This is a genomic window from Candidatus Nanosynbacter sp. TM7-008 (genome assembly GCF_022828245.2).
Classification (GTDB): domain Bacteria; phylum Patescibacteriota; class Saccharimonadia; order Saccharimonadales; family Saccharimonadaceae; genus Nanosynbacter.
Map to the genome: position 1 here is coordinate 549,462 of NZ_CP157587.1, position 14,368 is coordinate 563,829.

The window sequence follows — 14,368 nt, forward strand, 5'->3', positions numbered from 1 at the left end:
AATCTTAACAGATTATTCAGCTACTTCTTCAGCTGGCTCTTCTTTTGGTTGATTCTTGCGAAGCTTTTCTGGATTGCGGATGGCTTTGTGCTTGTCAGCTGAGACTTCCTTAACCCACTTTGGCAATTTAACGCCAGCTTCTTTCAATAATTTAACTACGCGTGGTGTTGGCTGTGCGCCATTGTCCAAATATTTCTGAGCCAACTCAACTTGGATATTTGATTCTTTAATGTGTGGATTGTAGCTACCTACATAAGCGACTACACGACCGCTTGATGGATGACGATGTGCTTCTTGTACCGCCAAGCGATATACTGGATAACCTTTGCGACCCAAACGTTGCAAACGAATTGCTAGCATAAAATTAATTCTTCCTTTAACTCTACGTTTTATTATTCCTTACTTTAGAACAGTTTACACTATTTTTCCTATAACGTCAATCTGTTTTCACGATTCCGCCACCCAAACATTCATCGCCGTCATATATTACCGCAGATTGACCCGCGGCTACGGCACGCTCCGAAGCAGAAAGACGCACAATATCTCCGTCAATTTTCGCATCAAATAAAGCGCCTCGATGACGCAACCGAACTTGCACATCCTTATCTTTATGCGGCGCTTGATTAATCCAATGAATATCCGCCAGCCTAAGTTCTTTTCGCCACAAACTTTCATTATCAATTGAGCGCGACACGTAAACCTCATTTTTCTCCATATCCTTGCCCACAACATAATAAGGTAATCCGCCACCAACATTCAGCCCGTGACGCTGACCAAGCGTATAAAAAATTGCGCCGTCATGCTTACCAACGACAGATCCCGTCTGCTGATCAATGATATTTCCTGGCGCAGTTTTAACATATTCCGACAAAAACTCGCGAATTCCAACTTGCCCAACAAAACAAATTCCCATCGATTCCTTTTTACTAGCCGTCCACAAACCGCGCTCTTTCGCCATTTCGCGAACTTCCGCCTTAGTAAAATCACCCAACGGAAATATGGTTTTTGACAAAGCTTCCGAAGTCACTCGATATAAGAAGTAGGTTTGGTCTTTATTATCATCACGGGCGCGTAACAATTTGGCTGACGAAGACGATTCATGAGCAACACGCGCATAATGCCCTGTCGCGATATAATCCGCTCCAGCCGCCAACGAAACCTCCAAAAATATCTTAAACTTCACTTCTTGATTACACATAATATCTGGGTTTGGCGTGCGACCCGCTTGATATTCACGAATCATATAATCGACAACGTTTTGCTTATATTCTTTCTGGAAATCAAAAACTCGAAAATCAATACCCAAACCAACCGCCACACGCTTAGCGTCAGCAACATCTTCCGCCCACGGACAATGCATTCCAGGAAGATCTTCAGACCAGTTTTTCATATAAACACCCGTTACATCGTAACCCTGCTCAACTAAAAGTGCCGCGGCCACAGAGGAATCTACACCGCCCGACATTCCAACAAAAACTTTCTTGCTCATCTGGACAACCCCAGGGCGAATAGCCCAATTCTCATTAATTCACCCATTGCCAACCACCAGCCCCACGGCGTTAACCACCACCACGAACTCCAGTTTTTATCAGAAGCGACAGGATGACTTCGAATCTTCACGTCGTTAAATTGTGCTGAAAATTCGAGTTGCGCCCGACGCATATGGTATCCACTTGTCACCAAAATCACATCTTCAATTTTTCGCGAATCGACAATTTTCTTCACCTCGGTGGCGTTTTGTCTGGTTGTCTCGGAAGATTCGTCCATAACAATAGCTTTCTCAGGAACGCCGCTATTAATCGCTCGCTGGTACATAGCCTTAGCGTTAGATGGACCAGTTTTATCAGCCGCCGCACCCGACACAACGATCAACGGTGCCCAACCTTCTTTATACAGTTTAATAGCCTCGTCGGTTCGCGCATTCGTATCGCCACCGCTGACAACAACTATTGCATCGGCCTTACGGCAATCGCCCTCACCCACACTTTGGCATTTTCCCAAATCATTCGGCGACAAATATGCGCTAAGCCCAAAAATCACCAAAGCAGCAAAAATCATCAAGCCAACTAGTTTATGAATCATCGACGAGTCCTCTTCATTTCCGCTTGCACAGTCTCAATGATAAATTCGCCAGCTCGCTTTATATTCTCATCATTATTCAACTTACCTAAGGTAAGCCTTAGACTTCCGTCAATTTCTACTTCACTCAGACCAACACTCGCCAGTACATGAGAACGCGTCCCGGAATTAGCCGCGCAAGCACTCCCCGTAGCCACTAAAACCCCGCGAGATTCTAATAAAAACACCAATCTTTCAGCATCAATTCCAGAAAATGATATATTCAAAAAACTCACCAAACTTTTTTTCATATCTGATGATATCAACATATCAGGAAAAACTTGCTTCAAATCTTTTACCAAATTTTCTCGTAGTTTTCGCAGTCGCTTCACTTCGGCAGAACGTCGTTTTTGTGCCAATTCCAAAGCAGTCGCAAAGCCAACCACCCCAGCAACGTTTTCAGTTCCACTGCGCAACCCTAATTCTTGACCGCCACCAAAAATATTAGCTTTCAGCGTAACGCCGGGCCGCATCCACAGTAAACCAACCTGCTTTGGACCGTAAACTTTCGCCGCAGATAATGTCAATAAATCAACGCCCAGCCTTTTAATCTTCACGTCAATTAAAGCCGCCGCCTGCGAAGCATCTGTATGGAAAATCAACGGTAAAGATTCGCCATTTTCTTGGCGCCTAAGTCGCTCGGCTTTTACAATTTCCGCAATTTCTTCAATTGGCTGAATGTAGCCCAGCTCATGATTCACCAGCGCAACACTAACAAATCCAACATCTGGCGTTAACATTTTTTTAACCGTGTTCGGTTCTATTCGTCCATTTTTCATTGGCAGGATTAGCTTCACTTCCGAACGCGCTTTCGCGGAATTAATCACCGAGTCATGCTCAATTGCCGAAATTAAACTTACGCCATTTGCTGCATTGAAAGCCAAATTGACAGACTCAGTTGCTCCAGCTGTCATTATCAATTCATCAGCCATCACACCCAAACAGCGCGCCAGCCGAGCCTTCGCGTCTTGATATTCACGCTTTGTGAATATTGCCGGAGCGTACGGACTAGACGGATTGAAAAACTTTTCAGAAAAATATGGTAACATCGCCTCAATCACCAACGGATCCATTGGCGTAGCAGCAGCATGATCAAGATAGATATAGTCTTTATTCACTTTTTTATTATATCAAAGCGGCCGACCGGTTTGCGGATCTTTCTTATATAATTGCCGAGAAACTCGTTCGTAATATTCCTTAGTTGCCAAGACAAAATTCTGAAGTTCGTCGCCCTCCAAGTAACTATAGCGATAATTCGGCTGAATCTTCAAAATTCCCTTTGGTTGCACTTCATAACGTGTCGTCAATTCTTGCCGGCCACCCTTACCATCAGCAACTTCTTCGTACCAAATCCAGGTATCTTTATCTAAATTAAAAAATTCTCGTCGCGCAACATACGCCGGCTTCTCGCCAAAAATTGTTGCGCCAATTTCACTCTCCAATTGGATTAGCTCGCGCTCGGTAAATTTCTTTAATGGACGATCTTTTTTACGGAATTTCAATAAAGACACCGCGTCGCTATCATCAGCAAAAACCAAACTTCGTACTTTTTTCAAAAACTTAGTCACCTACAACTCCCCTCTGTTTTGTATTCACGTAAGCGTTGAAGTGAAATACCAATTGTCTGCACGGTTTTAAGCGGATTGTTTTTAATATAATCAAGTCTTTTTTCATAACCGCCAAGTGCTTGATTACAAAAATCAACCGCCTCGTTATTAGGGATATTCGCTACGTCAAACGCAGTCTTCCCCAATTCAGGGTTCACCTTAGAATTATCGCGTTGCTCGGCATCAGAAAGAATCGCGGCAAGTTCTTCGCGGGTGGCCTCTAATTCAAGTGTTTCTGTAACACATTTCGGCGTACTATTCATTTTCTCCACTTTCAAATGCCAAAAAGTTCTTTTGTGTTGTGAAGAGTAGCTTGGCTTAAAACATCAAAATCAATATTTCGCTGCTTCGCCCAATATTCAGCCACCAATCTCACATATTCTGGCTTGTTTATATTACCACGAAACGGCGCTGGTGTCAAGAACGGCGCATCAGTTTCTAGTAATAATCGCTCCAGCGGGATTGAAGCGAACAATTCTTTCTGCAATTGATCCTTTGTGAATGTACTAATTCCATTAAGTCCAACGTACAAATTTCGCGAAAAACCCTTTTCCAAATTATCACGCGTATCCGTAAAGCTATGTAGTACGCCGCGAAGCCCGTGAAAATTGTCAAAAATTGGCCAAAAATCATCCCAAACCGACGGTTGACCTGCGGCGCCATCGCGAACATGAAAACTTACTGGCAAATTGTAATCAATCGCCATTTGAAGTTGTGCCTCCAAGCCCTCAATTTGCGTTTCCCGCGGACTGTTATTGTAATAATAATCAAGCCCAATCTCACCAATTGCCACAATCGGAGAGTTTTCCGTCTTATTCTCTAGCAAAGTTTTTACATCTCTCCAGCCATCTTTCGTATCGTGCGGATGAACACCAATTGCCACCCAAGTAAACTCATGATTCGCGGCGAATTCCACAGCCTGGCGACTGCTTCGTTGGTCAGTACCGACACAAACCATGCCAATATTCGCCTCGACCGTTTCTTTATAAAATTGCTCGCGATTGTCCGTAAAAAATTCCGTATCGTGCAAATGACAATGCGAATCTATCAGACGTAAACCCTCAGTCGCACTTTTCTTATCTGCTTCGACCATAAACTATTTAACCTGAGATTCTGTTTTCGGAGCGCGTGGATCTGGCGTGTGAATATATTTGCGCGGGAACAAAGGCGTCAATTCTGACGGCACGACACCACTAGCAAACATATCATGAATTTTCTCGGCAGTTTGCGGCATAAATGGACGAAGCATGTCAGACACTTGCAATAATGTGCCACAAGCGTGCGCCAAGATCTCACTCAAATGCGACTCTGCTTCTGGATCTTTATCACGATTTTTAGCAACTTGCCAAGGCTGAACTCGCTCAATATATTGATTCAAAGAGCGAACAATTAGCCAAATTTCGTCCATTGCTTGATCGAACATATAACTTTCCATTGCCTGACGATACGGCCCCATGTCGTGCTCTGATTGTGGAGCGTCACCAATAACGCCCGCTTGATAATTCTGCACCATTTTAGCAACTCGCTGAACCAAATTGCCCAAATCATTACCGAGCTCACCATTATACGCAGCCTCAAACTTTTCCCAAGTAAAGTCGCCGTCATCTTGCGTTGGTACGTGGCGCAAGAAATAATATCGAAACGCCTCGGCGCCGTAATCTGGAATAATGTCAGTCGGACCAACACCATTTCCAAGGCTCTTTGACATTTTCATCCCGCCAGAATTAATAAATCCATGAACAAGTAAAACCTTCGGAAGCGGTAAATCTAGCGCCATGAGCATTGCCGGCCAAATACCAGCGTGGAAGCGGAGAATGTCCTTGCCGATAACTTGCACGTCAGCCGGCCAGAATGATTGCCACTCTTCTGGACGATCAGGATAACCGATAACCGTAATGTAATTACTCAGAGCATCTAGCCAAACGTACATGACTTGATTATCATCGCCAGGAACCGGCACGCCCCAGCTAAGATTTTTACGCGGACGAGAAACCGACACATCTTTCAAGCCATCTTTCATCAATTCCAAAAACTCTTTTTTACGGAATTCAGGCACGATTCTCATTTTATTTGACTCAATTGCCTGACGAATATTGTCTGAAAAAGCACTGGTCTTAAAATAGTAATTTTCCTCACTCAAACGCTGATACGGCGTCTGGTGATCTGGACAAACCCCATTATTATCGGCAGCTTCTTTATCCGTAACGAAAGCTTCGCACCCCTGACAATACCAGCCTTCATACGAACCTTTGTAAATATAGCCAGCCTCAACGAGTTTTTGCCAAATATATTGCACCGCAGCAACATGATGCGCGTCAGTTGTTCGAATAAAATCCGTCACTGAAATATTCAGATCAGCGATCATCTTCTTAAAATTGACGTGCGTTTGATCGACATATTCTTGAGGTGTTTGATTTTGGCTGGCAGCTTTGGCGGCAATTTTATTACCATGCTCATCTACACCAGCTTGAAAACGAACTTCACGCCCGTTCTGCCTGGAATAACGCGCCCACACGTCTGCCAACATATAATCCATAGCATGCCCAATGTGCGGCAAGCCGTTTACGTAAGGAATAGCGGTAGTGATGTAAGCGTGTTTCTTAGTCATAAAGAAATTATAACAGATTCAGCAGAGTGCCGCCACTGGCGTAAATGTCAATCATAGTATGTTATAATAAAAATTGAAACAATACTTAACAGGAGGAGATTGTGAAGAAAATTTTAAAAAGCTTAGTGGCAGCAATGATCGTAAGTACCACCATAGTCACAGCAAGCACACCTACAATAACCCATGCAGCAGGCGGAGATTGGCGCAAAGACTCAATCGGATGGTGGTATAGAAATTCGGACGGTAGCTACCCAAAGAGCAAATGGGAGAGGATTGGCGACAAGTGGTACTACTTTGATGGGCGTGGATATATCATTCACAGTAAATGGGAATATATAAACGGACATTGGTATTACTTTAATACCAGCGGTCACATGACCGAAAACACCTGGAAGATGATCGGAGACAAGTGGTACTACTTCGACACTAAAGGTCACATGTTGCACGACCAGTGGGTCGGCGACTACTACGTCGGTCAAAATGGCGATATGTTAAAGAATGCCGTCACACCAGATAACTATGTAGTTGGAGGCGATGGAAAATGGGATAAGAGGTTTTCAAGAGAATTAGCAGAGAAAGCCAAAAACCGATTCAACAGCAAAACACTAAACCTATATAGGTCCGATATTTCCAAATATAGCGAAGCCTATAGTATCACCTTTGGAAAAAGAGATGAATACAATACAGCGCTTCAGCTAATCGAGACAATTTACCCAGAATACAACGCTGTAGATAACGCGAAAAGAGCAATTAAAAAAATCGTAGACGACCAGAACAACTCTAATAATTCCATGACATTTCGATACTCGAAATATTCAATGATACGCAGCCTCACTCTCCGTAACGTTAGCGAAAATAGCCACAGTACTTACATGTTCTCAGAAGAAGAGGTTAATAAGGCTTTTGCGGCACTGAGCAGCGAAATTGACTTTTCTAAATTCTTTAAAGATCAAGCTATAAAGAACCTACAGAATATAGAACACACGTATACCATCTCATCAAAAATCAACTACGAAAAACACCTCACAGCTAAAGGATTCACAAAAGAAGAGATCGACAATGCCTTTAATACAGTAAAAATTGACTTTACATATAACGCTCAACGACAAGCAGAAAGACTACTGAAAGACTATCTGTCTGGATCTTCAAAATCGCGCATCATAAAATGGCTGCAGAATGAGGACCATTTCACTAAAGAAGAGGCAGAAACAGGAGTTAATCGACTAAATTACGACTTCAAGATAAATATACGCGATTGGATAAATAGACACTACATAGATAGCGGCGACTGGGAGTGGATTAAACTATATTCAAAGAATAGCATAATACGTCATCTGACAGATATTAATGAATTCGTAGAATCAGAAGTTCGGGAAGTGCTAGCAGAATACAATATCAATTACACCGAACGAGCACGACTACGAGCTATAGATATTCTGAACAATGGAAAATATAGTAGAAGTAACTTGATAAAAACTCTTATCAGCTATTATAAGTTCACCGAAGAAGAAGCCACCAACGCCGTTAAGGATTTAAAGCACGAGAATTTGATAGATTAATTCAGTCTTTTAGCGTAAAGAACGACTCAGTTTAAAACCGCTGAGTCGTTCTTATTTAATTCCGCCACTCTTTCAGTAGCCTCTTCCAATCTTCAATCGCCAAATCTTCAGCGCGAGCATCTGGTGAAATTCCTGCATTTTTCAGCAATTCTTCCACGGCACTTTTATCAATCCCCAGCCCACCGCTTAAGCTGGAGCGCAACTTCTTACGCTTTGCAGAAAATCCAGCCTTAACAATGCGGAAAAAATCTCTCTGATCTTCTGGAGTAATTAACGGATTATTACGAGTTCTCAAAATCACAACCTGCGAGTCAACTTTTGGCGGTGGCGTGAAGAATTGCCGCGGCACTTCAATATCTATCTCCGCCTCAGCAAAAATCTGAACGCTCACAGACAGAACACTCATATTCCCAGCCTCTGCCGCAATTCGCTCGGCAACTTCTTTTTGCACCAACAGCACCGCAATGCTCGGCTTATTTTCCGCGGTCATCAATTTTTCAACAATTTTGCTGGTGATGTAATATGGGACGTTAGCTACGACTTTGTAATTTTTTGGCAATTGGTTCAGGTCAAATTGCAATATATCTTGATTTACGACAGTTAATTTTTTCCCAGGAAATTGCCCTGGTAATTTTCGCGCCAAATCCGCGTCAAATTCCACGGCGGTCACCGAATTAGCCCGAGCCAACAAGCGACTAGTCAAAGTACCTAGCCCTGGTCCAATCTCCAGTACAACATCATCACCCGTCAATTCGGCCGCTTCAGCAATATCCGCCAAAATCTCCGGATCCTTCAGCCAGTGCTGTCCGAGCGATTTTTTTGGTCCATGAGAAGAAGCCATTTAGCGACCATCTCCATTCGTCCAGTCAGTCGCCAAGTCGAATCCGTGCGGATGTTTGGCTGCGAATCCACCGGTATCGTAAACCTTTCCCGGACCCATGCTGGTCTCAACCACCGAACATCGTGGATAATTGCCATAATTGGCCGCCACCAAAATATAACCATCTTTATCAACCTTCGCACCATCCGCCCGCACTGTATAAGTACCGCCACTGCCGCAGGATTTTATCACAATGTTCATCGGCAAATCATAATACGTTTCACGATGCGCCACGCCCTTAGAATCGGTAAATATCTGCGCGCCCTTACTTTTCGTCAATGGATTTTTAGGCTTCGTGCCAATTATTTCAATCTGCTTCTTTGACTGCTTTGTGATTTCGCTAGCAAATTCCTTACGACTAATCTCGCGCTCGTTCTCTACCTCAACCTGATAAGTCACCTTCCGCACACCCTTTTCTCCAAGTTGTTTTACACTCTTAAATCCAATCGGCTGAGAATCGTCCTTAATCTGCTCAATATCAAAATTAATATCAACTTCTTCGGTTATTGTTCGCTGTTTTGATCGTTCAATCTTCATCACCAAACCAACGCCGTTCACCAAAAGATCGTCAGAATTCGTAAAATGCGTCTTGTCCTCGCGATACAAAGTCAGCCCAGCGGCCTTCGCAATCAAAGCTGGCGTTTGTTCGGCAGTGGTTATTTTCAGGCGTTTATTTCCATCAACGATTGTTATTGGACGAGCGCGGAAAATATTGACCTGGTATTTCGCGCCCGTCAGTTCCATATCAATATTTGGCTCAACCGCGTCAATCTTTTCGTCAATCGTAATCTTAGCTGCACGCAAAGCCTGTCGGACGGTCAATGCACTTGTGATAATGGTCTTTTCCTCGCCGCGATCATAAATACGAACCAAATGCTCATCAGAAGTCTTTCCGTCAGCAAACGAAATCATTGGAGTTGCAATCGCAACCAGCATAGCCAATCCAATAATTTTTCCAAAAAATAAACCTTTTGCGCGCATAATAATTTGACAATTCACACAATGTATTAGAAAAATTATATCATATTTTGGAACTATTATCTATAGATGTCCTGAAGTCCCATTTTAACCTTACAGGTCGGCCACGGTTGCCATCCACGAGCCTTATAAGTTTGCCATGCCTTTTCGTCTTGCACAGCAGCTGGAGCGTCAGAAGCCAGTTCGTATCCGCCATAATTTCCCCAAGTTCGTTTGTCAAACTGGTATGCGCCGTAATATCCATTTCCAGTATTCGATGTATAGCTACCCTCGCAGCTTCTTAGTCTAGCAAGTGCTTCAGAAAAACTACCAGAAAATGACGTAGAGCTTTTCGTCCCCACAATTTCAATCTGCTTCTTTGGTTCTTTCGTTATAACGCTAGCGATTTCCTTACGACTCACCTCCACACCGTTCTTCATCTCGATTTCATAAGTGACATTTTTCTTACCGTTCTCGCCCGCTTGTTTTACTTCGCGATATCCCGAATCTCGATTCGCGTCTTGAACTTTTTCAACCTCAAATTTCACATCTTCTTCTGCGGTTATAGTTTGCTTGCCATTACGCCAGAGTTCAATTTTCATTCCAGGAATAATTTTTGCCGAACGATCCACAGATAGCGTATCATCTTTCTTTGGGTCTATATTCTTCTCTTTCAATAGCTCGCCAACCGTCTTAGCATGTGTGCGAATGACAGACTCTTTGCCGTAAAGCACAAAATTAACCATCGACGCTCTGTCAATTTTCATCACCATGTTTGCGCCATCAACCGCCATATTATCGGAATTGGATAAAGTAGTTTTATCCTCTTCAAAAACTTCAATTCCAGCGGCCTTCGCAATCAAAGCCGGCGTCTGCTCGGCAGTAGTTACCTTTAGACGCTTATTTCCATCGACGATTGTTATTGGACGAGCGCGGAAAATGTTAATGCTGTACTTCTCCGCCACCATCTCCGAATCAAGACTCGGCTCGACTACATCTTGGCGTTCATCAATAGAAAACTTAGCCAATTTCAAAGCCTCGCGAATCGTCCTCGCTTTTGTAACAATCGTCTTTTCTGCGCCCCTGTCGTAAATCGTCACCAACTTCTCACCAGCCTTGGCTGCTGGCTTAGTGGCGTCGGCCAATGCTTGATTGACAAAAAATAAACCGCCAACCAGCATCAATATCGCGCCAGAAACGAACGTAATTTTCTTAGAATAGTGTTTTGTCTGTAATCTTATACCCATAAGTTCACACCCACAACGCAGGTATTCTTATTATATCAAATTTTCTCCAAGCGCGCGAACTCGACGTTCAATTTCTTAATATTTCCATTGTCAAACTGAACCGTAACACTCAGCCCTTCGCTGTCAATAATTTCCCCCGAACCAAAACTCGGGCTGCGAACTCGATCACCAACTTCCAAGCCAATATCTTCCGAATAAAAATCAGGTTCTATAATCGGCTGAGCTGGCCTATCAACACCACCAGCCATCAAGCCCATCTCGTCCAAAAACCTCGATGGCATATTATAGCCGATCTGACCAAATTGCGTCCGAGAGCTAGCACAACTAACGAACAATTCTTCCCTCGCCCGAGTTACGCCAACGTAGCACAATCGGCGTTCTTCTTCGACGTCATCAGCATTGCCGCTATCAAACACTCTCGCGTGCGGCAAAATCCCCTCTTCCAGTCCCGCCAGAAAAACCACCGGAAACTCCAAACCTTTAGCCGCATGAAGCGTCATGAGCGTTACTTGTTGATCGGCAGTCGTATCCGTCGAAGACATCAAAGCCATCTCTTCCAAAAACGTCGCCACGTCAACGTAAGCCTTCGCCTCTGACAAAAGCACGCCGATATTTTCCATTCGCTCCTCAGCTTGCGGCGTTCCGTCGTTTATAAAATCTTCATAGCCAGTACTTTTCATAATTTTTTCAATCAGTTCGGCTGGAGATCCGTCAATTTCCTGCTGCAAATCGTGCAGTTTTTGACCAAACTCTAGCAACGGACGTTTTGCACGCGCCGTCAAAGTATCCGCCTCCTCAACCATCAGCAAACCACTGATTATATCTCGCCCTGACGCGTCATTCCAGTCCAAAAACTTAGAAATACTCACCGCGCCAACGCCACGTTTTGGCGTATTCACAATTCGCAAAAAACTAACTCGATCACTCGGCTGATATAACAATCGAAGATATGCCAATAAATCCTTAACGACCGCTCGATCTAAGAATCGCAGACCGCCGACAATTTTATACGGAATATAGCTCTGACGCAGGGCTCGCTCAATTGCGTAACTTTGCGCATTCGTTCGGTACAACACCGCCACGTCACCATATTGACGGCCGTTCGCAATTTGCGCCTGAATCTCATTCGCAATCGCCAAAGCCTCCTCAGACTCATTGTATAACTGCCATAATTTCGGCTCAACGCCGTCACCATTCGCCGTCCATAAGTTTTTATCAGTTCTATGAATATTATGACTAATCAGCGCATTCGCCATATTCAAAATCGCGCCAGTCGAACGATAATTTTGCTCCAACTTAACCACCGTCGTACCTGGAAAATCACGCTCAAAATTGAGAATATTAGTGTAATCAGCCCCGCGAAAACTATAAATCGACTGAGCGTCATCACCAACCACGCATAAATTACGACGCGAATTAACCAACAGCTTAATTAGCGCATATTGCACCGCATTCGTGTCCTGATACTCGTCAATCAAAATATGCTCGAATTGCTGCTGCCATTTATGACGGATATCCGGCTTATTTCTCAATAATTCCACAGTTTTTATCAATAAATCGTCAAAATCCAACGCCGAAGCGTCTTTCAAAGCTTTTTCGTAAGCAAAAAACAGCTCAGCTATTTTCTGTTCTCTTGGGCCACGAGTCGAAGCCGAAAAATCCTCAGCACTTCTCATCTCATTTTTAGCGTTTGAAATAGCCGAAAGTACAGCTCGAGGTTTAATATCTTTATCCGTCAAGCCGCGAGCCTTCATAATCTGCTTCATCAAGCTTATTTGATCGTCGGTATCGTAAATTAAGAATCGCTTGTTCAGGCCAATATTTTCACCATCCATCCGCAACATTCGCACGCAAATACTGTGAAAAGTTCCCATCCACGGCATAAATTGCCGATTTTCAGAATCTTCACCCAATATTTGCGCCAATCGCTGACGCATTTCCTTCGCGGCCTTATTAGTAAATGTAACCGCCAATATTCGACTAGGAAATATCTTCAACTCGCCAATCAAATAGGCAATTCTATGGGTCAGGGTTTTAGTCTTTCCAGATCCGGCTCCAGCCAAAATCAACAGTGGCCCATCAGCGTGCGTTACCGCTCGAGCCTGCTCGCTATTTAATCCGTCAGTAAAATTAGACATATATCTATTTTATCAGCAAAAAGTACGAAACAGCGCCGCCAGCCATACCAATTGCCAAAAATAGAACAATAAGCAATGCTATTAATAATCCGGACTTTTTCTTTTCTTTGTCGGCTGAAGGTTTGACCTCTGTAGATACGGCGGCAAACATCGGTGCTGGCTCAGAATCCATAGTTTCTTTTTCGGATAATTCAGAAGATTCAATCAAAGAGCTGTCAATGTCAGTGGACATTTTATCGTCTGAATCTTCAGGAACGCCAGCCTCCTCAATTGCTATAATTTCTGGACTCAAATCCATTGGCGAGTCGGGCGCATCACCCAAAGAATTTTCGCTCATGCTGTAATTAGATAAATTGGTATTATATTGATGTTCCAATTTTATATCCTCAGAATCAGCAGGCATAGACGCATCTTCATCGCTATTCATCTCGGAGCTAGTCATAGTTTGGTTAACAGAACCAAGCGGTCGCTTCTCCACTTCAACATTAGCGATAAACGGAGACTCCAACGGCGTAGTCATCGGTGTAGCAGGAGCTTCGCTGTTACTTACGGCTAATGATTGCGCTATCTTATCAGTCAATGACAACTCCTCAGCAGGCATATCTTCAATTTCCGCAAAAGTAGATTCATTATGTACATCTTTAAGATCAGGGGTATCACTAAGATTATCTGATTGAGAAACTATATCAGACATTTCTTTCCCTACCGCAGAATGCCTATTATTTGCGCTAATCACGTCCACCAAATCAGGTGAGGGCTGAATCGTCGTGCCAGTTCGGGATGGAGCGGGAACAGCAGGTTTTTGGATAGTGCTGACAGATGAAGGTCTAACAACATCCATGAAACGACCAGTCGAGCGTCTCGCGATTACTGGCGCAGCTTTGACTTCGCTAGCAGCCACGCCAGGAGTCCTGCTAGCTATTAAATCATTAGTAACTTTCTCATTCGTAGGACTATCAATCTCTTTAGGAATCGTATTGTCACTAGAAGGCTCTTTTTTTGCTTCAGGCTGAGAGGTCGATGATAAAGGAGTAGAAGCAACAGACGAAGGCGTAAATGGAGTTACTGGAGGTGCAAAACTAGTACCAATAGAGTTCTCTGGCACAGGTTTTTCCTCTACGGGCGCAGACATAGAAACCTCGCTATTATTTTCATTAGCCACCGCTGGAGCTTCCTTTTCTCGCTGCTTATCCATAAGAGAGCTTACCGCTCTATCCAACTCATCAAAATCAATATCTGTCATATGCCCCCTAT

General features: G+C 43.6%; 14 protein-coding genes. 1 reads left to right on the top strand and 13 read right to left on the bottom strand.

Annotation, left to right across the window (positions count from 1 at the left end):
- Positions 1-12 precede the first annotated feature (12 nt).
- From rpsP to metG, 8 genes are all read right to left on the bottom strand, one after another.
- Complete coding sequence (gene rpsP / locus LRM48_RS02995; RefSeq protein WP_243812260.1) at positions 13-360, bottom strand: 30S ribosomal protein S16; 348 nt, start codon at positions 358-360, stop codon at positions 13-15.
- 76 nt (positions 361-436) lie between these two features.
- Entirely contained in the window at positions 437-1,489 is a 1,053-nt protein-coding gene (mnmA, locus tag LRM48_RS03000) for a tRNA 2-thiouridine(34) synthase MnmA (protein WP_243812259.1), read from the bottom strand.
- Entirely contained in the window at positions 1,486-2,082 is a 597-nt protein-coding gene (locus LRM48_RS03005; RefSeq protein ID WP_243812258.1) for a YdcF family protein, read from the bottom strand. The genes mnmA and LRM48_RS03005 overlap by 4 nt, the downstream gene beginning before the upstream one ends.
- Positions 2,079-3,236: a cysteine desulfurase family protein gene (locus LRM48_RS03010; protein WP_243812257.1), complete on the bottom strand. Its 1,158-nt coding sequence runs from the start codon at positions 3,234-3,236 to the stop codon at positions 2,079-2,081. The genes LRM48_RS03005 and LRM48_RS03010 overlap by 4 nt, the downstream gene beginning before the upstream one ends.
- Positions 3,237-3,248: 12 nt before the next feature.
- A complete protein-coding gene (locus LRM48_RS03015) occupies positions 3,249-3,674 on the bottom strand; it encodes a hypothetical protein (protein WP_129744394.1) in 426 nt (141 codons plus the stop codon).
- An 8-nt stretch (positions 3,675-3,682) separates the two neighbouring features.
- Positions 3,683-3,988, bottom strand: a complete 306-nt coding sequence (locus LRM48_RS03020; RefSeq protein WP_243812256.1) for a hypothetical protein — start codon at positions 3,986-3,988, stop codon at positions 3,683-3,685.
- 11 nt (positions 3,989-3,999) lie between these two features.
- Positions 4,000-4,818 carry a TatD family hydrolase gene (locus LRM48_RS03025; protein ID WP_243812255.1) on the bottom strand — a complete coding sequence of 273 codons (819 nt, stop codon included), beginning with the start codon at positions 4,816-4,818 and terminating at the stop codon, positions 4,000-4,002.
- A 3-nt stretch (positions 4,819-4,821) separates the two neighbouring features.
- Positions 4,822-6,333 (bottom strand): methionine--tRNA ligase, encoded by a 1,512-nt coding sequence (gene metG / locus LRM48_RS03030; RefSeq protein ID WP_243812254.1) that lies wholly within the window; start codon positions 6,331-6,333, stop codon positions 4,822-4,824.
- Positions 6,334-6,434: 101 nt separating this feature from the next.
- Between metG and LRM48_RS03035 the strand changes: the two genes are divergently transcribed.
- Complete coding sequence (locus tag LRM48_RS03035; protein ID WP_146424191.1) at positions 6,435-7,892, top strand: N-acetylmuramoyl-L-alanine amidase family protein; 1,458 nt, start codon at positions 6,435-6,437, stop codon at positions 7,890-7,892.
- A gap of 55 nt (positions 7,893-7,947) precedes the next feature.
- Here LRM48_RS03035 and rsmA read toward each other — a convergent pair whose 3' ends face one another.
- The 5 genes from rsmA to LRM48_RS03060 are packed head-to-tail and all read right to left on the bottom strand — an operon-like array spanning position 7,948 to position 14,357.
- Entirely contained in the window at positions 7,948-8,733 is a 786-nt protein-coding gene (rsmA, locus tag LRM48_RS03040) for a 16S rRNA (adenine(1518)-N(6)/adenine(1519)-N(6))-dimethyltransferase RsmA (protein ID WP_243812253.1), read from the bottom strand.
- Positions 8,734-9,771 (bottom strand): G5 domain-containing protein, encoded by a 1,038-nt coding sequence (locus tag LRM48_RS03045; protein ID WP_243812252.1) that lies wholly within the window; start codon positions 9,769-9,771, stop codon positions 8,734-8,736.
- A 38-nt stretch (positions 9,772-9,809) separates the two neighbouring features.
- Positions 9,810-10,976, bottom strand: coding sequence for a resuscitation-promoting factor (locus tag LRM48_RS03050; protein ID WP_243812251.1), 1,167 nt, complete (start codon positions 10,974-10,976; stop codon positions 9,810-9,812).
- Between the two features lie 35 nt (positions 10,977-11,011).
- Complete coding sequence (locus LRM48_RS03055) at positions 11,012-13,114, bottom strand: ATP-dependent helicase (RefSeq protein ID WP_243812250.1); 2,103 nt, start codon at positions 13,112-13,114, stop codon at positions 11,012-11,014.
- A 4-nt stretch (positions 13,115-13,118) separates the two neighbouring features.
- Complete coding sequence (locus tag LRM48_RS03060) at positions 13,119-14,357, bottom strand: hypothetical protein (protein ID WP_243812249.1); 1,239 nt, start codon at positions 14,355-14,357, stop codon at positions 13,119-13,121.
- Positions 14,358-14,368: the final 11 nt, after the last annotated feature.